At 46.4% G+C, this 21,795-nt stretch carries 20 protein-coding genes; 7 read left to right on the top strand and 13 right to left on the bottom strand.

What is annotated here, in order from left to right; translation table 11 throughout:
- Complete coding sequence (locus tag C1713_RS07825; protein ID WP_009442145.1) at nucleotides 1-1,212, bottom strand: HD-GYP domain-containing protein; 1,212 nt, start codon at nucleotides 1,210-1,212, stop codon at nucleotides 1-3.
- A gap of 274 nt (nucleotides 1,213-1,486) precedes the next feature.
- Between C1713_RS07825 and C1713_RS07820 the strand changes: the two genes are divergently transcribed.
- The 6 genes from C1713_RS07820 to C1713_RS07795 all read left to right on the top strand — a co-directional run bounded on the left by C1713_RS07820 (nucleotide 1,487) and on the right by C1713_RS07795 (nucleotide 10,397).
- Nucleotides 1,487-2,917: an LCP family protein gene (locus C1713_RS07820; RefSeq protein WP_102493556.1), complete on the top strand. Its 1,431-nt coding sequence runs from the start codon at nucleotides 1,487-1,489 to the stop codon at nucleotides 2,915-2,917.
- Nucleotide 2,918: 1 nt separating this feature from the next.
- Nucleotides 2,919-4,847, top strand: coding sequence for an ABC transporter ATP-binding protein (locus tag C1713_RS07815; RefSeq protein WP_102493555.1), 1,929 nt, complete (start codon nucleotides 2,919-2,921; stop codon nucleotides 4,845-4,847).
- Nucleotides 4,825-6,993, top strand: a complete 2,169-nt coding sequence (gene recD2, locus C1713_RS07810) for an SF1B family DNA helicase RecD2 (protein ID WP_102493554.1) — start codon at nucleotides 4,825-4,827, stop codon at nucleotides 6,991-6,993. Before C1713_RS07815 ends, recD2 begins: the two co-directional genes overlap by 23 nt.
- A 109-nt stretch (nucleotides 6,994-7,102) precedes the next feature.
- Nucleotides 7,103-7,729 carry a DUF47 domain-containing protein gene (locus tag C1713_RS07805; protein ID WP_009442149.1) on the top strand — a complete coding sequence of 209 codons (627 nt, stop codon included), beginning with the start codon at nucleotides 7,103-7,105 and terminating at the stop codon, nucleotides 7,727-7,729.
- Nucleotides 7,722-8,720: an inorganic phosphate transporter gene (locus tag C1713_RS07800; RefSeq protein WP_009442150.1), complete on the top strand. Its 999-nt coding sequence runs from the start codon at nucleotides 7,722-7,724 to the stop codon at nucleotides 8,718-8,720. Before C1713_RS07805 ends, C1713_RS07800 begins: the two co-directional genes overlap by 8 nt.
- A 54-nt stretch (nucleotides 8,721-8,774) precedes the next feature.
- Nucleotides 8,775-10,397, top strand: coding sequence for a nucleoside kinase (locus tag C1713_RS07795; protein ID WP_102493553.1), 1,623 nt, complete (start codon nucleotides 8,775-8,777; stop codon nucleotides 10,395-10,397).
- A gap of 50 nt (nucleotides 10,398-10,447) precedes the next feature.
- Here C1713_RS07795 and C1713_RS07790 read toward each other — a convergent pair whose 3' ends face one another.
- From C1713_RS07790 to hisG, 9 genes are all read right to left on the bottom strand, one after another.
- A complete protein-coding gene (locus C1713_RS07790) occupies nucleotides 10,448-11,836 on the bottom strand; it encodes a pyruvate carboxylase subunit B (RefSeq protein ID WP_006689472.1) in 1,389 nt (462 codons plus the stop codon).
- Between the two features lie 187 nt (nucleotides 11,837-12,023).
- Nucleotides 12,024-12,728 carry a bifunctional phosphoribosyl-AMP cyclohydrolase/phosphoribosyl-ATP diphosphatase HisIE gene (gene hisIE, locus C1713_RS07785; protein WP_039981499.1) on the bottom strand — a complete coding sequence of 235 codons (705 nt, stop codon included), beginning with the start codon at nucleotides 12,726-12,728 and terminating at the stop codon, nucleotides 12,024-12,026.
- The gene (hisF, locus tag C1713_RS07780; protein WP_009442153.1) at nucleotides 12,728-13,495 is read right to left on the bottom strand and encodes an imidazole glycerol phosphate synthase subunit HisF; all 768 of its coding nucleotides are present in this window, start codon (nucleotides 13,493-13,495) and stop codon (nucleotides 12,728-12,730) included. The genes hisIE and hisF overlap by 1 nt, the downstream gene beginning before the upstream one ends.
- 36 nt (nucleotides 13,496-13,531) lie before the next feature.
- A complete protein-coding gene (gene hisA, locus C1713_RS07775; protein WP_102493552.1) occupies nucleotides 13,532-14,254 on the bottom strand; it encodes a 1-(5-phosphoribosyl)-5-[(5-phosphoribosylamino)methylideneamino]imidazole-4-carboxamide isomerase in 723 nt (240 codons plus the stop codon).
- 14 nt (nucleotides 14,255-14,268) lie between these two features.
- On the bottom strand, nucleotides 14,269-14,880 hold the full coding sequence (gene hisH / locus C1713_RS07770) for an imidazole glycerol phosphate synthase subunit HisH (RefSeq protein ID WP_009442155.1): 612 nt from the start codon (nucleotides 14,878-14,880) through the stop codon (nucleotides 14,269-14,271).
- A 9-nt stretch (nucleotides 14,881-14,889) separates the two neighbouring features.
- Nucleotides 14,890-15,489 carry an imidazoleglycerol-phosphate dehydratase HisB gene (gene hisB / locus C1713_RS07765; RefSeq protein ID WP_102493551.1) on the bottom strand — a complete coding sequence of 200 codons (600 nt, stop codon included), beginning with the start codon at nucleotides 15,487-15,489 and terminating at the stop codon, nucleotides 14,890-14,892.
- Nucleotides 15,486-16,550 carry a histidinol-phosphate transaminase gene (hisC, locus tag C1713_RS07760; protein ID WP_102493550.1) on the bottom strand — a complete coding sequence of 355 codons (1,065 nt, stop codon included), beginning with the start codon at nucleotides 16,548-16,550 and terminating at the stop codon, nucleotides 15,486-15,488. Before hisC ends, hisB begins: the two co-directional genes overlap by 4 nt.
- Nucleotides 16,544-17,890 (bottom strand): histidinol dehydrogenase, encoded by a 1,347-nt coding sequence (gene hisD / locus C1713_RS07755; RefSeq protein ID WP_009442158.1) that lies wholly within the window; start codon nucleotides 17,888-17,890, stop codon nucleotides 16,544-16,546. The genes hisC and hisD overlap by 7 nt, the downstream gene beginning before the upstream one ends.
- Nucleotides 17,887-18,552, bottom strand: a complete 666-nt coding sequence (gene hisG / locus C1713_RS07750) for an ATP phosphoribosyltransferase (protein WP_102493549.1) — start codon at nucleotides 18,550-18,552, stop codon at nucleotides 17,887-17,889. Before hisG ends, hisD begins: the two co-directional genes overlap by 4 nt.
- Nucleotides 18,553-18,706: 154 nt before the next feature.
- On the opposite strand from hisG, the gene C1713_RS07745 reads away from it, so the two are divergent.
- Entirely contained in the window at nucleotides 18,707-19,660 is a 954-nt protein-coding gene (locus tag C1713_RS07745) for a D-2-hydroxyacid dehydrogenase (protein ID WP_170950805.1), read from the top strand.
- 78 nt (nucleotides 19,661-19,738) lie between these two features.
- On the opposite strand, the gene C1713_RS07740 is transcribed toward C1713_RS07745, so the two are convergent.
- Genes C1713_RS07740 through C1713_RS07730 form a run of 3 tightly spaced genes read right to left on the bottom strand, consistent with a single transcriptional unit; the run spans nucleotide 19,739 to nucleotide 21,760 of the window.
- Entirely contained in the window at nucleotides 19,739-20,269 is a 531-nt protein-coding gene (locus C1713_RS07740; RefSeq protein ID WP_102493547.1) for a phosphohydrolase, read from the bottom strand.
- A complete protein-coding gene (gene hisZ / locus C1713_RS07735) occupies nucleotides 20,266-21,465 on the bottom strand; it encodes an ATP phosphoribosyltransferase regulatory subunit (protein WP_102493546.1) in 1,200 nt (399 codons plus the stop codon). Before hisZ ends, C1713_RS07740 begins: the two co-directional genes overlap by 4 nt.
- Nucleotides 21,434-21,760: a YerC/YecD family TrpR-related protein gene (locus tag C1713_RS07730; protein WP_009442163.1), complete on the bottom strand. Its 327-nt coding sequence runs from the start codon at nucleotides 21,758-21,760 to the stop codon at nucleotides 21,434-21,436. The genes hisZ and C1713_RS07730 overlap by 32 nt, the downstream gene beginning before the upstream one ends.
- Nucleotides 21,761-21,795: the final 35 nt, after the last annotated feature.

The following is a 21,795-nucleotide window of genomic DNA, read 5'->3' as shown; positions in this document are numbered from 1 at the left end:
TTAATTCAACTTCGCACGCGGTGCCATCGACACACCGGAGGATTTTATCCCAGCGGCCGCATCCTTTTTTCGTTCCTCTTCGAGGTAGTAAGATGGGTCGACGCCTAGTTCATGGATGAAGTGATAGAGCTCATTTCCTGTAGGAACGACCTGTATGGATTTTGCTCCATTTGGTGTCTCATAGAGATCGATGACACTTCGCTCATTCAATAATTTTCCGTTTGTATCGGCAAAAAGAATGATGATCGGCGTTGTTGTGCGTCCGAACCTACTCTCTTTCACAACGGCAAAGCCAAATGTTGTCTTTAACACGGCACCTTCTGGATAGAGTGCGACGTTGTTGAAAAATGTATCCAGCAAATCTTGGTCAAATTGTCCCTTGTTGATATTATGCATGATATTGTAGGCGATATTTGGCATGTACGCCTTTTTGTAAGGACGTTCACTGGTTAGTGCATCATAGACATCGGCGATTGCCGTGATCTTTGCATAATGATGCATCTCATTGCCTGTAATCCCATTGGGGTAGCCTGATCCATCAATGTGTTCGTGATGCTGCGCAGCAATGGCTGCCAGAATACTTTTCTTGGGAAGGTCACTGACATTGAGGATGCGGCGAGACCCATCGAGTGGATGGTTTTTCATAATCTTGAACTCACGGTCAGAGAGTCCTCGATTTTTTGTCAGGATAGCTGAGCTCACGTCTACTTTGCCAAGATCGTGCAAGAGACCGCCGAGTGTAATCAGAGAGATTTCATCCCTTGGCATATGACAGAGCATGCCCATCATGGCAGAGAGTACGGCCACATTGACGCTGTGCGCGAAAGTATAAGCATCATGGGCGCGTATATCGGTCAGCTGGACGAGGTTATTCCGGTTTTCAAAGAGATCAAAGACAATGGAGTCTGTCACCCTCTGCAATGCCGTCGTATCAAGTGTTCCGTTCTCTTCAATGGATTGAAACGTATTGTAGACCGTACTGATTGCATTGATTCGTGTCTTTTCTTCAATGACATCGGGAGGAGGCGGCAGTTTATGTGCCGGATCCATGGAGGTAACCGTTACAGATTGAATGCCAATCTGACGCAGTTTCCGAATATAGTCAATGGTTACCGGCTGTCCCTTGACAAGATAGCTTCCTCCTGCCGTATTGAACAAGCTTTGCCCAAGAACCATCCCGTCTTTTAATTTCGATACAGGAAGTCGAAGCATAATTCCCTCTCCCTTGCAGCATTAGGCAACATCCCCATCTGTATTGCACTATGCCGATATACCGTTACAAATCCATATGTAAGTATAAATCATAGTTTACATGATATGTCTTTTTTTGTAAAGAAGGATTAAAACAGCATGGTTGTAGAAGGTATGTTTTATTGCAAGCATTATATTGCTCCCACTTATTCATACGTAGAGAATTTGCGCGGAACGCCTGTTTTTGCTATACTGGAGCCGATTGGTATAAGCGGAGAGGGAGATTTACGAATCGATGGCACAAGAACCAGAAATAACTCCATCAGACAAGAAAACAACAGATCGTATGTTCATTAAGTATGCGGGAATTATATTTACGTTTTCATTTGTACTGGTGTGTGTGATTTATTATGCAGGAGGATATTTTTTTTCCAGTTCATTAAAGGATGCAGATGTCGGCACCAGTGTTTCCGACGATCTCGGTTATGTGCTGCTCATGGGAGTAGATCGCAGAGATAACGATATTGGACGAAGTGATACGCTGATGCTTGCCGCCGTCGATGAAAAAAAAGATCGGATATCACTGCTGTCCATCCCTCGCGACACACGCGTTGAAATTGGAAACTATGGATATGATAAAATCAACCATGCGTATGCATTTGGCGGTCATGATCTGACAATTGCCTCCATTCGCAAGCTGCTTGGTGTTCCTGTCTCGCACTATATTTTGATTGACACGTCAGCGTTTGAGCGTATTGTCGATGCCGTCGGCGGTGTCGATATCGACGTAGAGAAACGAATGTATTATGAAGATCCTTGGGACGACAATGGCGGTCTTATCATTGACCTTCAGCCTGGCATACAGCACATGGATGGTGCTCATGCCATTCAGTATGTGCGTTATCGAGATGGGGAAGGGGATATTGGGCGCATTTCACGCCAACAACGCTTTATGCGGGCTTTTTTTACGCGTCTTATATCCCCTGAGATTCTTCCCCGCATCTCTGCCATCATAGGGGAAGTAAAGAATGCTGTTCAGACCGATCTTTCTCTGCGTCAGTTGATTGCGCTGGCAAAACGGTTTAAAACCATTGATGCAGATGGACTTTCGATGGCTATGGCTGCAGGAACCCCTGCATATCTTGGCGATGTGAGCTATTGGATTCCAGACATTGTCACGTCAAGATCACTGCTCATGGAAGGCGTTGGCAGAGAGCTGTCAGCCCCCATGCGCGAAGAAGCCGAACGGGATGCCGATAAATACCGTGCCGATATGCCGGAACGGCTGCGCAGGATGATGGAGAACAACGCAAAAGTCAATTTTCCTTCTGCTGATGAACTGCTGGCGGAGGGCGATCGCGTGATCGGCGCACATCGTACAGCCGAAAAAAAAGAATCAAAAGAATCTGGCGCGGAAAAGCGCCAAGATTCAACGGATCGTATTTCCGTCCTCATCGTCAATTCCAGCGGAATTGACGGGGCAGGGGCAGATGTAGCAGATATTCTGCAGGCAAAAGGGTTTCGGATTTCAAGTGTCGAGACGGGACGATCGTCAGATCGCCCAAAAACTGCAGTCATGACGGCGAATTCGCATGTCAATCTTTTTTATGGCATGCCGTTTCCATGCGTTATTATGCCGGTGGAGGGAGCCGGAGAACAGCAGGCAATCATATACATTGGGCGTGACTATCAGTCAACGCCAAAACACAAGGACGGAGAAACGTAATATGGGGAGTTTTAAGGCGGTCGGGCTGGAAAAATCGTATGGGATACATACACTTTTTTCTCATGTGAACCTTGAAATTATGCGCGGTAATAAAATAGGTCTTGTTGGCGCCAACGGAAGCGGTAAAACAACACTGATGCGTGTTCTCCTTGGACGGGAAGAAGCGGATGATGGTACAGTGTCTGTCGATCCGACCGATACTATCGGCTACGTTGAGCAGCAGGCAGTATTTTCTTCGGAAACACTGTATAATGAATTATACAGTGCCTTCTCTGATATCATTTTACTTCGTGAAGAAAAAGAACGGATGGAACGTCGTATCTCCTCCGGACAGAGCAGCGAAGAAGATCTCAAAGCCTATGGAAATCTTGTAAATCGATTTGAGTCCATGAATGGTTATGATTTTGAACGACATATTCGGCGCGTTGCATTTGGTCTTGGTTTTTCAGAACCGGATTTGACTAAGGATGTTCATCATTTTTCCGGTGGTCAGACAACACGTATATGTCTTGCCAAAGCACTTTTGCGTGAACCAGATTTTCTTTTTTTAGACGAGCCGACCAATCATCTGGATATCGGCATGATCGAATGGCTGGAGGAATTTATCCGCTCCTACAGAGGCGGTGTTCTTTTAATTTCTCACGATCGTTATTTTCTTGATCGTGTCGCCTCACATATTCTCGAGCTCGAACATCAGACTATTACGTCGTATACAGGAAATTATACACATTACATACGCATAAAAAATGAGCGCCGCACAGCACTTCAGCATGCTTATGAAAAACAACAGGACCATATCCGTAAGACAGAAGAATTCATTCGCAAGTATAAAGCAGGGATAAAAGCCAAACAGGCACGCGGCAGACAGAGTCAGCTCAATCGGTTGGAACGCATCATACTTCCGCCTGAAGCAGCACAGTTTCAATTCTTTTCCTTTGCTCCCCCGGAGGAGTGCGCACAGCGTGTTGCGGAACTTGAGGATGTCTCGTTTTCCTATCAGGATGGGCATCGTATTCTTGATCACATCTCCCTTTTGATACGAAAAGGAGACGGTGTGGCACTAATCGGAGAAAATGGTGCAGGGAAGACGACACTCCTTCAAATTCTGGTGGGAGAACGTGAAGCAGAAGGCCGTGTCAAGATCGGCAGCCGTGTCAAGATCGGATATTTTTCCCAGCAGCACGAAGGCCTTAACCCTAATAATACGATACTAGATGAAATCAGCTATACCTACGGATTAAGTGAGGAGACTGCACGTAGCTATCTCGGTGCATTTCTCTTTCACGGAGATGATGTGCTCCGGCGTATTGGGGAATTGTCCGGCGGTGAACAGGCGCGCGTCGCATTTCTGAAACTGATGCTGACAGGCGCTAATTTTCTCGTTCTGGATGAGCCGACGAACCATCTGGATATCCCGGCACGTGAGGCAGTAGAGGAGGCTCTTATGGCCTTCCCTGGAACATTCATTGCCGTATCTCACGATCGTTATTTTTTGGATAAGACAGCAAACTGCACATTGGTATTGAACCAAGGAACGATCACAGAGTATCTCGGTGGATACAGTTACTATTTGATGAAAAAAGAAGAGGAGTCTTCACGGCCACAAGAGCAAGAACATGTCTCCCAAAAGAAGAAAGCAGAACAACCTCCTGCGCAAAAAAACAATTCCCATAGACAGTCGTCAGCAAGCACGCTGCCTACGGGCCGCCGTCAGGAAATGATTGAACGTGCTGAAGCAGAGATCGCTATGGCGGAGGCAGAGCTAAAAGGGTTGGAGTATGAGATGAATTTGCCGGAAACACAATGTGACCCCGAACGCAGCCGTACTGTTGCTGCAGCGTATGCAGAAAAGGAGCAGGAAATTATACAGCGTTATGCTAAGTGGGAGCAGCTGACGGAGGTCGATGATGCAGCTTCAGCAAGATCTTGATTTCAATAACAAGGAAGAACGACTAACCGGTATTGTAGATCATATCATTTTTTCGGCTGCAAATGATGAATTTTCTGTTTTTCGCCTGCGGCTGCAAGGTCAGTCAAAATGTACGGCAACGGTGAACCTTCCCGCACCGCTTCTCGGACAGGAAGTGCATTTAAGCGGAACATGGTTTGTACATCCTCGCTTTGGGAGACAGTTTCGAGCTGTGCAAATGCACGTTAGTGCACCGACGACAACACATGGCATCGAACGGTTTTTGTCTTCCGGCGTGATCGAAGGAATCGGCTCGGCGATGGCACGTCGCATCGTTGAACGTTTTGGTACAGACACACTAAAGGTCATAGAGAGCACACCACGTCGTCTAACGGAAGTTACCGGAATTGGACCTAAAACGGCAGAAAAAATTACAGCATCCTATCTTAGGCAAAGCGAACTGCGTGATATTATGCTTTGGCTGGAAGAGCACGGTGTGACTGGGGGCTATGCCGCCCGTATCTTCAAAAAATATGGCTCACTCTCTCTGAAGGTGATGGAGACAAATCCATATCAGCTGGCACAAGAAGTGGATGGTATTGGGTTTATCACGGCGGATACGATTGCTGCAGCATGTGGGTGGGAAAAAAACTCAACGGAACGGATTGCAGCAGGCATCCTTTTTGAACTGGCACAAATTGCATCCAATGGGCATTGCTGCATTCCGGAGGCTCTGCTGATTGAGCATACCACCAAGCGCCTCGGTGTTGAGCATGTTGAGATTATGGATGTACTCCGACGCGAAGTGAAAATGCATCGCGTCTATGCCGTGGACGAAATGGGAGAGCGTCTGATTTATTTGCCTCAATTGTATCATGCAGAGGTGGAAACCGCGGATCTTCTCCGCATGCTCAAGCATAAGGCAGAACCAATTCACGTTCACAACCCTGCAGCACTTGTCAGAAAATGGGAGGAAGAGCATGAGGTAACACTCGCACAGCAGCAGCGAGATGCCGTGATTGCATCCCTGCTTCATGGCGTTGTCATACTTACCGGCGGCCCTGGCACAGGAAAGACAACAGTAATTCGAAGCATGATTGATATAATGGGAAAGCAAGGGCTGGAAATCCTTCTCGCTGCGCCAACAGGCCGTGCGGCAAAACGTCTTTCAGAAGCGACTGGGGCTCCCGCAGCCACTGTACATCGTATGCTCGAAGCACAAGGACGTGAAGACGGCAATATGCATTTTGCACGTGATGCGGAATGTATGCTTGAGGCAGATGTTGTCATCATCGATGAGGTATCCATGATGGATATTGTGCTTATGCAGCATCTGCTTTCCGCTGTCCTTCCAGGCTCACACATCGTCTTCGTTGGAGATGCAGATCAACTTCCGGCAGTCGGGCCAGGATCGGTATTAAAAGATATTCTTCGTTCGGGCGTTTTTCCATGTGTGCGTCTGACACAGATTTTTCGTCAGAATAACAGAGGAACGATCGCGCTCAATGCACACGCAATCAACACAGGATCTATGCCGACATTTACAGGAAACGATTTCTCCTTTGTTTCGGCAGTATCCGCCGAGGAAGCTGCAAAACAAGTCCTATCAATTTGCCAATCGTTGATCGAAGCGGGGCACTCTGTGATGGACATGCAAGTGCTTTCGCCCATGCGTCGCGAAGCATGTGGCGTAGATGCACTAAACCGCACACTGCAGGAAGCACTCAACCCAGAAACGGAAGACAATGCGTCAATCGCCGGATTTCACAGCGGCGATAAGGTCATGCAGATACGAAACGACTATACTAAAAATGTTTTCAACGGTGATGTTGGCCGTATTGTATGGATTGATACAGAGAAACTTATCGTACAATACACAGATGATGTGGATGTTACGTATACACGGGATGAGTTCGCATCGCTTACACTCGCCTATGTGATGAGTGTACACAAGAGTCAGGGCAGCGAATATAGTACTGTCATTTTACCGCTTGTACGTGCGCATCATATTATGCTGCAGCGTAACCTCCTCTATACGGCTGTCACACGCGCAAAGAAACGTGTGATTCTTGTAGGAGATCGCATAGCACTCTTTACCGCTGTAAGCAATGATCGAACAAGACGACGCTATACACTCCTCGCGGAGCGACTCGCCGAAAGGATTTGAGTACAGTCAAATTTTGGCTTGCTGTCAATCTGAAATAATGATATTATTGGGGTGTGATTTTTCTGTATGTACCTCCAAGTAAATGTATTCCTGGGGAGGATCTGGATTTATGTTTAATTTCAAACAGAAGGATGATGAGTTCTTTGATCTATTCCTTGAAAGTGCGAAATTCTTTCATGCAGGAGCTTTGATTCTGGACGAGGTCATCCAGGATTACAAAACGACGGCGGTTAAGGTAGAAGAAATCAATAAAATTGAACACGAAGCAGATACTATCAACGACCGTATTATTGACAAGCTGAACCTCACTTTCATTACACCGATTGATCGTGAAGACATATACGCATTGGCAAATAACCTCGATGACGGCGTTGATCTCCTCCAAGGAATACTACAGCGATACGACATGTACCATATGGGGGAACCAATGACGGGAGCAGTAAACCTGACCAAGTTATTGCTCTCTGCAACGGAGGAGATCGTTCGTGCGGTATCCTTTTTGGGGAACATCCGCAAAAATCAAGTGGGTATATTGGACGCATCGCACAAGATTGAACGCTTTGAAAGTGAAGGCGATCTCATCTACCGTCGTGAAGTTGCCTACCTGTTTGAACACGAGAAGGATCCGATTGAGCTCATTCGCTGGAAAGATGTTCTGGAGCAGCTGGAAGACACGCTGGATCATTGTGAACATATTGCTGATATGCTGCGAGGAGTGGTAATGAAGTATGCCTGATTTGCAGCTATTGATCTTTCTGGTCATTCTGTTGGCCTTGATATTTGACTTTATCAATGGTTTTCATGATACAGCGAATGCAATTGCCACTTCCGTTTCCACGAGAGCGATTCATCCGCAGCATGCCATTATTATGGCCGCGGTCCTTAATTTTTTCGGTGCAATGTACAGCACCGGTGTGGCAAAGACCATCGGTTCAGATATCGTAAAATCAGCCTCTCATGTAGATGAACACGTTCTTATTGCTGCGCTCTTCGGCTCTATCGTATGGAATGTGATTACATGGAAGTTTTCGATGCCTTCCAGTAGTTCACATGCACTTGTCGGTGGGGTGATCGGTGCTGTTCTGATGACGTCCTCGGGCGTCGACGGATTAAACTTCACGGGAATCGGAAAAATTGTTCTCTCGTTGATTTTATCCCCTTTGGTTGGTATGGTTTCTGGATGCATCATCATGTTGCTTCTATTCCGCGTGTTTGGGCATTCGCGTCCGACATCCATCAATGGGAAGTTCAAGAAGATGCAGATCCTATCAGCTGCTACAATGGCATTTTCTCACGGCTCCAACGATGCACAGAAGTCTATGGGCATCATTACACTCGCCTTATTGGCCGGTGGATACATTGATGCGTTCGAGGTTCCCACTTATGTCAAAATCCTTGCCGCAACTGCAATGGCTTGTGGAACGGCCGTCGGCGGTTGGCGCATTATTAAGACAATCGGAGGTAAGATATTTAAGTTACAGCCGATTTCAGGCTTTTCGGCGGATTTGAACTCATCCATTATTATATTTGGTGCAACTTTGCTGCATCTTCCTGTGAGTACAACACATGTCGTCTCCGGCTCCATTATGGGGGTAGGAGCGGCAAAACGCATTAACGCCGTTCGATGGGGTGTCGCACAGCAAATGGTAGTAGCGTGGGTGCTGACAATCCCATGCACAGCCGCCATGGGGGCAATCACCTACAAAATTGTTACATTCTTTATCTGATGATAACCTGCTCGCAATGGGCAGGTTTTTCTGTAAAGAGAGAAGAGGGTTCTGATGAAAAAAACATTGATGCAGCTTGCACAAGAGGAAGAGCAGAATTACTCTAGTCCGATTGTTGCAGCTAAAATCAACGGTGAAGTACGAGATATACAGTCAGAATATGATCATGATGATGAAATTTCATTTATCGAGCTAAATACTGCCCTTGGATGGAGAATCTATCAGCGCTCCATCCTCTTTCTCTTTATCGTGGCCGTATCCAATATGAACAAAGAAGCAGAGGTCGTCGCCGAGTTTACGGTCAATAAAGGCCTATATTGTGAAGTTAAAATCCCAGGACAATCCATCAATCCTCGATTAATTCAAGACATCGAACAAGAGATGCGGGGGATGATTGCAAACAACGTGCCTATTCTTAAACACGGTATTCCGCGTCAAGAAGCAATTGAACTCTTTCAGGCGCGCGGTAATAGGGGAAAAGCTGCACTGATTGCGTCACTTCCACACCCTATGATCAGTATATATACGTGCTGTAACTACCCGGATTATCTGTATGGAGCGATGCTCCCAGAGACAAAACTCCTCGGACAGTTTGCATTAGATGTGGAACAATCCGGTGTATTGATACGTACGCCAGATGAAATGACAGACGGGAAAATAAGAACACGTGTAGAACAGCCGAAGTTTGGACACATTCTTTCTGAAGCGAAGGAATGGGCGAGGATCTTGGAGTGCCCATATATCTCGAGTCTGAATCAGATCAATACAGAACATCGTATGGGAGAACTTATACGCGTATCTGAAGCATTGCAGGAGAAACGTATCGGACAAATTGCGGATCACATCGCTTCACATCGAAACAATATACGGCTTATTTTGATTGCCGGACCATCATCTTCCGGGAAGACATCGTTTGCTCAGAGACTGCGGATACAGCTTCGCGTCAATGGGCTGCATCCCATCATGATCTCATTGGATGATTATTTTTTGAATCGTGAGGATACGCCTCGAAATGAAAAAGGACAGTATGACTATGAGTCGATTGACGCCATCGATACGGCTCTCTTCAATCGAAATATGCTGGAACTCTTAAATGGACATAGGGTACAAATCCCTTACTACAATTTTATTACAGGAAAGAGGGAATGGCATGACGATAATTTCTTGTTGATGAAAGAAGATCAACCAATTATTATTGAAGGAATTCATGGCCTGAATGAACGGCTTACGGCCGATATAGCACGAAAAAACAAATACAAAATATATATTAGTGCATTAACACAACTGAATATTGATGCGCATAATCGTATTCCGACTACAGATGTGCGGTTTCTTCGCAGATTGGTTCGAGATCATCAATTTCGTGGTGCGAAGGCCATTAAGACGATTAAGCAGTGGCCGGACGTCAGGGCGGGGGAGGAAAAATATATTTTCCCATTTCAGGAAGAAGCCGATGTTTTGTTCAATTCCGCGCTGATCTATGAAATTGGTGTGTTAAAAAAATATGCAGTACCTCTTTTAGAGGCGATAGGCAGAGGGGAAGAGGGATATACAGAAGCGCGATTGATTCTGCGTTTTCTTCAATATGTCGATGAAATTCATGACATCGATGATATCCCCAATAATTCCATCTTTCGAGAATTTATTGGAAAATCGGTATTCTTCAAGGAAAAATAAAAGAAGGTGGAACGCGAGGAGTCGCGTTCCACCTTCTTTTATGTCTGAGCTTATTCTTTTACGTATGCTGTAATCGGCTTGTAGTGTGCCTTGAAGAACTCCTCTGCAACTTGCGGGAAGAGGGCATAGGAGAGAACATCCTCATCGGTCGGATTGAGATATCCCTTTCCTTTCAGTTCTTCCTTAAACTCGGCGAATGTCTTTGCCTTTGCATCTTCGATCGAGCAGTCTTCGATGATATCTTCCGGAGCAATCCCAAGTGTATCGGTCAGGAACTTACGATCGACCTCAACGGGGGTTCTGCCGAATTTTCCGCGAGCAAGATCCTTGAACTCATTCGGCACCATCTTGTAACGCTGGCCGCTCATAACGTTAAACGTTGCCATGGTTCCAACGATCTGCGAAGAGGGTGTAACGAGCGGCGGATAGCCGACATCTTTGCGTACGCGCGGCATCTCGTCGAGAAGATCCTGGTACTTGTCTTCCATGCCGGCTTCTTTGAGCTGGTTCGCAAGATTGGAAAGCATACCGCCAGGAATCTGGAAATCCAACACGTTCGGATTGACGTCAAAGTATCCCTTAAGGTTGAACGTCTTAATGAGATCCTGCTTTACCTTGAGGAAGTACTTGGAGATCGGCGTCATTGCCTGACGGTCAAGTCCGGTATCACGCTCTTCTCCTTCCAGCATCGCAACCATCGTTTCAGTACACGGCTGAGATGTGTCGCTGGAGAAGGGAGCCAGTGCTGTATCGATGATATCAACACCCGCCTCGATGGCTTTCAGATACGTTGCATGACCAAATCCAGAGGTGCAGTGTGTATGGAGATCGATGGGGATCTTCACCGCTGCTTTGAGCTTCTTGACCAGATCCTCAGCAACATATGGCTTCAGCAGGCCTGACATGTCCTTGATGCAGACGGAATGACATCCCATCTTCTCGAGCTCGACAGCCAATTCAACAAAGCTTTCGTTTGTGTGAACCGGGCTGATCGTATATACAAGGCAACCCTGGACATGCGGTTTCTCCGGGCATTTCAGAGCCGAATCAATAGCAACCCTCAGGTTGCGGATATCGTTCAATGCATCAAAGATGCGGAAGACACCGACGCCGTGTGCAGATGCTTTCTGGACAAATTTCTCAACAACATCGTTGGAATAATGATTGTATCCAAGCAGGTTCTGGCCACGAAGGAGCATCTGAATTGGCGTCTTAAGATTCTTCTTCAGAATATCCAAGCGCTCCCACGGGTCCTCATCGAGGAAGCGAAGGCATGTGTCAAATGTGGCACCGCCCCATGCCTCAAGAGCATTGTAGCCGATGGCATCAAGCGCCGCAAGCTGCGGAAGCATGTCCGAAATGCGCATGCGCGTTGCTACCAACGACTGATGTCCGTCGCGGAGGACAGTCTCGGTAATTTTGACCGGATTCTTTGCCATAAAAGAACACTCTCCTTGATTAAAACTATAATCTATAGTTATATAACCCAATATCTAAATTATAGTTTCAAATTGCGTTATTGTCAATGACAAGTTATAAGATTCACATATCTTTTGCTCCAGTTTTTCTTTATTTCACCAGCTATCCATAATTACCATTATGGATAGCTGGTGAAAAACAGAGGGATCACATATCTGGACGTATGCCTGTCTTGCCGGCAAATTTATGATATTTTCCTCCGCTGTTTCTCCGCTTCAATTCTTCCAGCAGATCTTCCGGCGTCATGTTGTGATACGCCAACAAGACGAGACAGTGATACCACAAATCTCCCATCTCATAGAGGACATCTTCGCGAATGTTATTCTTGGAGGCAATGATCGTCTCTGCCGTTTCTTCGGCGAGTTTCTTCAGGATCTTATCCTGTCCTTTATCAAATAGATAGTTGGTATAGGATCCTTCGACTGGATGCAGGCGTCGGCTCTGAATGACCTGATAAAGGGACGCCAAAACTTCAGTCAATGGATGCTCTTCTTTTTCTGTTAGAGGGATAATACTCTTACTGTCTGCGTCATAGAGTTTACGGCCGCTAAAACATGAGTAGGTGCCTGTATGACACGCTACGCCTGACTGCTTGACACGCAGCAATATGGTGTCACCGTCACAATCGTAAGAGATTTCTTTTACGCGTTGGACATTACCTGATGTTTCGCCTTTTTTCCATAGTTTTTGGCGGCTGCGGCTGTAATACCATGCAAATCCGGTCTCTATTGTTTTTTCAAGCGATTCCCGATTCATATATGCCAGCATCAGGACTTGATTGTTTTCTTCCTGTACAATTGCCGGCACCAGCCCTCGGTCGTCAAATTGAATCATTGACATATCTACATTCATCATAATCGAACCCCCAGTCCATGTGACCTAAGATATGTTTTTACCTCTTCTATCGTGAACTCACCATAGTGGAACAGCGACGCAGCAAGAACAGCATCCGCTTTTCCTTTTGTGAGAACATCGTAAAAATGCTGCAGTGTTCCTGCTCCTCCGGAAGCAATCACAGGAACGTTGACGCTTTCTGATACAGCACGTGTAAGTTCTATATCATAGCCGTTTTTTGTCCCATCTGCATCCATGCTCGTCAGCAGAATTTCACCGGCTCCAAGACGTACTGCATCCTTTGCCCACGCTACACAGTCAAGTCCCGTTGCCGTACGCCCACCATTGATATACACTTCCCATGTATCTCTTCCGGTACGACGTGCATCGATTGCGGCGACAATACACTGACGGCCAAATCGTAAAGCACCCTCTCGGATCAATTCTGGATTTTTTACGCCGGCGGTATTGACTGCGGTCTTATCGGCTCCCGCCTTGAGTATATGCTGCATATCATCTAGGGTGCTTATTCCGCCGCCAACGGTGAGCGGAATGAATACCTCGGACGCACAGCTAGAGACGACGTGATCCATCGTCTTCCGTTTTTCATGAGATGCTGTGATGTCCAGAAATACAATTTCATCAGCACCTTCTTCATCGTATCGTTTGGCTAATTCGACAGGATCTCCTGCATCCCTTAGTCCAACAAAATTTGTTCCTTTGACAACTCGTCCGTCTTTGACATCCAGACATGGGATGACACGTTTTGCAAAGGTTGTTTGCATGATGAAATCAATCCTTTCGAAAGATACACGTATATGTCAGCGCGATGCTGCAATTGCTTCAGTGAGCGATAGTGTTCCTTCATAAATGGATTTTCCGACAATCACCCCGATGATGCCATCACATTCCCTTTTCTTGAGTTTCTCAATATCGCTGATGGATTTCACTCCGCCCGAGGCAATCACCTTGATCCCGGAGGAACGAGCCAAATGTGCCGTTTCTGTGACGTTCACACCGGAAAGTGTCCCATCACGTGATATATCAGTATAGATGATCGTCTCCAGACCAAATGCGCCGAGTTTTTTCGCAAGCTCTACTGCCGATATGCCGCCTGATTTTTTCCATCCATCCGTTGCGACAATTCCCTTCTTCGCATCAATGCCAACGACGATACGATTTCCGTATGAGCTGCATGCCTCCTGTACCAGTTCCTCTTTATGCACGGCAACAGAGCCTAAGATAACACGCGAAACGCCGATGGAAAGGAGACGATCAATCGATTCCATTGACCGTATGCCGCCTCCGACCTCAACGGGTATTGTCACCGCCTGAAGAATACGCTTTATCGCGTCCATATTCTGCGGCTCTCCAGCAAGAGCTCCATCCAAGTCGACGACGTGAAGAAATTCTGCACCTTCTCCTTCCAAGTGAAGAGCAATTTCTTCGGGATGTTCACTGTAGATCGTTTCTTGTTTGAAATCTCCTTTAACAAGGCGGACACAGTTCCCGCCGCGTAAATCAATAGCAGGGAGAATCAGCATAAAAACCCTTCCTATCAACAGTTTGCAAAATTTCTTATCATCGCCAACCCGATTTTCCCGGATTTTTCCGGATGAAACTGCGTTGCCATGATGTGGTTGGAAGCAATCGATGCGGTGATCTTCTCTCCATAGCAACATGTCGATGAAATCATCGAAGGATCTGAAGGAACCGCATGGTAGCTGTGTACAAAATAAACATAAGAGGCATCCGGGATGTTTTTGAGCAGTCCACTCCTCCTATAATTCTCTTCGATATGCACGGCATTCCAGCCCATATGCGGTATTTTCTCATTTTTTGCACAGATTTTTTTCACATGTCCGCGCAGTAGTCCCAGCCCCTGCACATCCGGTGATTCCTCACTGCCCTCAAATAGGATCTGAAGCCCAACACATATTCCAAGGAGCGGTACTCCTTCGGCAATACGCTCTTTTAGCAAAGGAACCAGTCCCGACGCATTGAGTCTTGTCATGCAGTCTCCAAATGCACCCACGCCTGGCAGGACAATTTTATCTGCAGATGTAAGATCCTCTGCTCTTTCGCTTACACATACCTCTGCTCCGATTGCCGAAAATGCTTTTTCGACACTAAATAAATTACCTGCCCCATAATCTATTACGGTAATCATGTACTCTCCTTACAGAAGCCCCTTCGTGGAAGGAATCTCGTCACCTGCTCGTGCGTCCTTCTCTATGGCAATACGCAGTGCATGTGCAAGTGCTTTGAACACGGCTTCTACACGGTGATGTGAATTTTTTCCGTATAAAATTTTCACATGAAGTGTGATTCCTGCATGGAAGGAAAAAGCACGCAGAAACTCCTCGGTGAGTTCTGTGTCATAGGTTCCGATCATCGGCGTCATTGGCTCAGTTCCCGGGTCATAACACAAAAACGGACGTCCACTGATGTCCAAGGAGACCATTGCCAACGTTTCGTCCATTGGCAGGAAGAAGGTACCGTATCTGGAAATACCACGCTTTTCTCCAATGGCTGTCCGAAATGCATCGCCTATGCTGATGCCGATATCCTCCACCGTATGATGTCCATCGACCTCGATATCCCCATGACACGTAACAGTCAAATCGACACGAGCATGTGCAGCAAACAGCGTGAGCATGTGATCAAAAAATCCAATCCCCGTATCAATATGAGATGTTCCGCTGCCGTCGAGCTCCATGGATACAACGACATCGGTCTCCGCTGTTGTCCGATGAATCTCTGCGTGTCGTGTACTCATGTACGTGCCTCCACATAATCTTTTATTGCGCGAAAAATGGCGTCATTTTCATCGGGCCTTCCCATGGAAATGCGCAGCGTATCCTCCAGCCGAGGTGCATTGTGAAAACTACGCACGCCAATTCCCTGATGGATCAATTCATCATTTAGCGCGCATGCTCCTGCATAATGAATCAGGATAAAATTAGTATATGACGGATATACCGTTACACCGCGCAGATGTTTGTATTTTTCCTGCATACGATCACGTTCTCCGCAGATCATTTGGATCTGTGGTTCAAATTCAACGCGCATTTGAAAGACTGTGTCTGCCGTGGTCAAGGATAACGTATTGATATGATACGGCATATATGTTTTCGCAGCCATGTCAATGATATCGCGATGTGCCAACATATAGCCGACACGACACGAAGCCAAGGAATAGGCCTTGGAGAAGGTACGTGCAATCATCAAGTGGTCATATTTTTTTAGAAGCGAAACGGCACTCTGATCACAGAATTCTGTGTATGCCTCATCAATGAGAAAAGCGCAGCGAATTCGCCCGGCAATATAATCTATGGTTTCAATCGACAGGGCATTGCCGGTGGGGTTGTTTGGATTACAAAGAACGGCAAGGGATGCATTGTTTTGATTTACGGCCTGAATGAATGCATCTGCATCAAGAGAATAATCCTCTTGCAGCGGGACAACAACATCCTGCGCCCCGGATGCAGCTGCATAGATTTTATACATAGAAAAGGAAGGAGCCGGGTAAACGATCTTATGCGTGGCATCACCACCAAAGGCATTGAATATCTTTTCGATGATCTCACTGGATCCATTCCCAAGAATAACGTTTTCTTTCCCCCATCCGTAGGCGCATCCTATCTGTTCACATAACATATCGTATTCCAGATTTGGATAGCGTTGGAATGCAACGCGTGATAATCGGGAAAGCACACGTTCCTCGACCAATGGAGGAAGTCCAAGGTTCGATTCATTGGCATTTACTTTGATCTTCCAATCCTGTTCTGTCGTGTCATAGGATGGCATGCGATCCAATCCGTTTCGGTAGTTCAACATATATTGTCTCTCCTTGTCCGAATGGCTCTTGCATGGGCTTCCAGCCCCTCTGTTTCTGCCAGACGGATGATGTCATCACTCACTTCATCAAGCGCTTTTTTCGTATAAGATATGATGCTGGTTCGCTTCATAAAGGTTTCTACATTGAGGACGGAATAAAACCGCGCTGTTCCTCCTGTCGGAAGGACATGATTCGGTCCTGCGAAATAATCCCCCAATGGCTCCGGAGAATACGCGCCAACAAAGACGGCACCTGCACATCGGATCTCTGGAAGTAAGTGAAAGGCATCCTTTACGAGAAGTTCAATATGTTCAGGTCCAGAATAGTTCGCAAGATGAACGGATTGCTGAATATTTTCCGTCACGATGATGCGTCCGTTACGTTCCAGTGAGGCAGAAGCGGTCTCCCTTCGCGGCAGACTCTGCAGCTGATCTTGTATTTCACAGTGAACGTTCGATGCCAAGTCCGCGCTATCGGTGATTAAGATGCTGGATGCCAGAGGGTCATGTTCGGCCTGGCTGAGCATATCTGCCGCAATATATTTTGGAGAAGCCTCCGCATCCGCTAGAATCAGAATTTCACTGGGGCCCGCGAGCATATCGATATCTACATGCCCGTATACTTCTTTCTTCGCCAAGGTGACAAAAAGATTCCCAGGCCCCGTGATTTTATCGACACGAGGGATACTTTCTGTTCCGTATGCCATAGCGGCAATGGCTTGTGCGCCGCCAACTCTGAATATTTTCTTGATGCCAAGCATGTGTGCTGCGGCCAATACATATGGATTGAGAATGCCGCCTTTGGTCGGAACTGACATAATAATGTCATCAACGCCAGCGACAATGGCAGGTATGGCGTTCATGAGCACAGATGACGGATACGCCGCCGTCCCTCCCGGAACATAAATTCCAACACGCGAGAGTGGAATCACTTCCTGCCCCAAGATCGATCCATGGGCGCGATAGGTCATCCACGATTTCGGCTTTTGTTCTTCGTGAAAGGCGAAGATATTCTTTGCTGCCCGCTCCAGTGAAGCAAGAACGGCTGCATCCACCTGATCCGCTGCCGCCTGTAACTCTGATTCAGACACCATAATGTCCTTGCTGTTTAGGTCAAGACCATCCAGTAATTTAGTATAACGAAGAAGTGTTTGATCCCCCCCACTACGTACATCACGAACAATGCGATGAACCAATTCACTTGCGGTCAGGTCTTCGCCGAAAATCTCTTGATTCTTCGCCCGCATGGACGCCCCCAGCTCAATTTCGTCAAAGGCTTTTTTCGTGAGCTGTAATTCAGCCTCTTTTATTCCGACATCAGCAACAGAAATTATCTTCATAGGATTTCCCCACTCTCTATGATTGGTCTCAGGTTATTGACAATCTCATTGATTCGATGAAATTTCAGTTTGAAGCTCACGCGGTTGACAATAAGGCGTGCACTCACATCCAAGATGTGTGCGATCTCTTCCAGATCGTTTTCTGCCAGCGTCGTTCCCGTTTCAACAATATCTACGATGCTCTCGGACAGCCCAACAATGGGACCGAGTTCAATGGAGCCGTTTAACTTGATGTACTCCATCTGCATCCCCTGCCTTGCAAAAAAACTTTCTGCAATATGAGGGTATTTGGTTGCGACTCTTGTATAGGAGTAATCGAGCAAACGTCGACGCTTTTCCTTTTGGGGAACAGCCATCATCAAATGACATTTTCCAAAGCCAAGATCCAAAATTTCATACACATCTTTTTGGGATTCCAGCAGAACATCCTTCCCTATGATTCCGATATCCGCAGCGCCATATTCGACATAGGTCGGAACATCCGATGTTTTGGCAATGATAAATCGTACCTTTAGATCTTCGTTTTCGATGACAAGTTTACGAGATTTTTCACTCAGGTGATCCGCTGAAAGTCCAACACGATGAAGAAGATTCTTAGAGATGGTAAACAATTTCCCTTTTGGCAAAGCTATCGTCAAATAATCATTCATGTAATTTTCCATAGAAAACAGCTCCAATCCTTTAGTCCATTAAAGAACTAATATGAGCACATACTAGCACTTAAATTCATGATGGTCAATGCCTAAAAAAGGATTTTTCCGGGGAATCTAGAATAATCCCTATGCAAAGGATTCATTTTATGAGAAGGAGATGCAGATGACGCTTCAGATATTATCATTTATCCAATTAAGTGATTCACAAAAGGATCTCATCCATAAAAGCGGCGACTGCCATATTAACTGTCTGCGCCCCAAAGAAGCTGCTGTTCATTTTGGACAAATCGACGTCCTCTTGGGATATGATGCGCAGATGGATATGGACGCATTTCTTCCACAAATGCCCAATTTAAAGTGGATCCATACATACAGTGCTGGTGTAGAGCGTCTTCTTTCCAACGAGAACTTCCGACGTTCCGATATTTTATTGACCAACTCACGCGGGATTCACGGTATTCCCATGGCTGAACACATCCTAGGGACGATGCTCTCGTTCAGTCGCTGTCTCATCGAAGCGTGGGAGAATCAAAAAGCACACCAGTGGAAGAGGCTCACAGCCCCTGATGAGCTCTATGGGAAGACTGCTGCTGTCGTTGGCCTAGGAAGCATTGGTCGAGAGGTGGCAAAGCATCTAAAGAACGTTGGAATGCGTGTCGTTGCCGTCAAGCGAAAGAAAACGACCGAGCCCTTTGTAGATGAACTGTTCGACACGGAGCATCTGGGAGAGGCGTTGTCCAAGGCAGATTATGTGATCGTTGCACTTCCTCTGACTCCACAGACACATCAGCTCTTTGACTGCAGAGCATTCAATATGATGAAGGAGACTGCATTCTTTATCAACGTATCCAGAGGTGACGTGGTCAATGAAGATGACCTTGTTGATGCCCTGTCCTCAAAGCGGATTCGTGGGGCTTCCTTAGACGTATTTGCAGAGGAACCACTGCCGGAGGATTCACCGCTATGGGATGTGGAAAATCTTTATATCACTCCACACCACTCATCAATCTCCCCCATGTATCTGGATCGTTCTCTCAAAATTTTCCGCAACAATTTGCAAATCTTTCCGCAGCGAATTGGAATGCTCAATGTCGTAGATAAGATGCGCGGATATTAATGGCATGATCCTCCATGGCGCACATCCCTGCGTCCCGTTTTTTACCTTGTTATGATCAAACGAACTGATAGCATACTCTCAGTTCTCTCCATCTGCTTCCTTCAGAATAGCCAGCACCAGTGAATCCTCCGGTGCTGGTTTTTTTTGATGCTGTGAGATGATTTCTGCTTCTTTTATCGCTCCTATTTTCCGCAATTTATTTGCCCCAAGGATGGGATGGTATTGGCAGATATACAGCGCTGTACCAATTCTTCCGCGATGTCCGTTCGTTTCCCGGATGAAGTATTCAACGAGATGTGGTAGGAAACGATATACAAGGACGGACAGTACCTTCCCCCATACATCAGCCATCCCCTTTTCGCGCCCGATATCATGCAATAGAGCACATCGCGTCAACAGGATATACGCATCGGAATGGACGACGTCATATTGCAGATATTTTTTTTGCGCACTACGTGCGACACGCCATGCATGAAATTGATCCGCTTCGTGCATGGCATAAAACAACGTCTGCTCTTCTTTGGATAAGTAGCAACGAACGAATGTGTTTGCCTCTGCATCCAAACGTCCGAATACAGCATATAGAAACTGCCGTATACGCTGTATCATGCGAAATACTCAAAAGCAACGTATCCCTTTTGTTTTCCTGAGGATGCCGCTTCATTCTTTGTCTGCGGAACGACAGCAAGCTCTACGACATTGCCATCATTTCGGAGGGCTTTTGCACGTGTGATCGCCGACTGGATCTGTCCTTCCCCATATCCGATATATACGTCCTTCTGTGCCATTTGTGCATTGACGTTCTGTCGCTTTCGTGCCAGTATAACACGTTCCATCCCAAGGGCGAATCCGGTCGCAGGCATTGGAGCTCCATATTTCCCCAACAGATCATCATAGCGACCGCCCCCGCACAAAGGAAAGCCAAGTCCCGGGGAATATCCTTCAAAGACCATGCCCGTATAATAGTGAAAATCACGAATGACGCCAAAATCAAAATGCACGTAGTCTGCCAAGTGATAGTCTTTCAAAATCGAGTATATTTCCACCAAATTATTCGTTGCATGTTGACTTTCTTGGTTCAATGGGAGTTTGTAAATATGTTCAATGACATCCTCCTTTCCATTCAAAAGAGGAATACTCTTTAGGAGCTCTTTAGAGGCAGAAGAGATAGCGAGTGTGTCAATGAGCTGATTCGTTTGCACAATGTCGTGAGATTCCATCGCATTCTTTAATGCTTCACGATGCGCATCATCGATCCCAAAGGCCGTCATCATTCCTTTGAGGAAGTTCACCTGCCCAATATGAATCTGGAATTCCTTGATTCCACATGCCAGAACAGCCTCGATGGCAAGCGCAATGATCTCTGCATCTGCTGCCGCAGTATTGCATCCCATCAGCTCTACACCTGCTTGATGGAACTCGCATTGACGACCTTCCTGCGTCTGCTCAATGCGAAATACGTTGCCGATATACGATAATTTAAGCGGTGCAGGAAAATCTTTTAATCGACTGCTGACCAAACGCGCAATCGGCGTCGTCATTTCATTGCGCAAGGCGAGAAGTCTATTTTTATTTCCAGAAAGAATAAAGAGGTCATTCTCTTCCTGAATGCGCGAAACAAGAGTTTCCAAATGCTCGATTGTCGGCGTAGCGATCTCGTCATATCCCCATGAGGAAAAGATCTGCGATAGGATTTGATCGAGGTAACGCATTTCAATGACATCAGCAGGAAGCAGATCTCTTGTCCCATATGGGGTTTCTAGGATAGCGTTTTTAGCATTCATCTGTATCTCCTCCGTCCGCATTCACCGAAAGACATCCATTCTTCAGAACGAGTGTGTATCCATCTGCACCGTAATTTAGGCAGCGCTTCACACGACTGATTGTTGCCGTGCTTGCACCTGTATGGGCAACAACCTCATCATAGGTATTCCCCCCGTATAACATACGGGCAACATCAAGTCTTTGTGCCATGGCACGAAGTTCGCCAATGGTGCACAGATCTTCAAAAAATTGATAGCATTCATCAACGGTCTGCAGAGAGAGAACCGCACGAAACAACTGATCAGTGGAAGGATCCTTTCGTCTTTGATCTATCATTTGCCGTTTCCTTTCATAGTATGTTCAGCAACAGT

It is taken from the genome of Centipeda felix (assembly GCF_900186465.1).
GTDB lineage: Bacteria > Bacillota > Negativicutes > Selenomonadales > Selenomonadaceae > Centipeda > Centipeda felix.
Note: the sequence above shows the minus strand (reverse complement) of the source record. Positions and strands in the feature narration are given on the sequence as shown.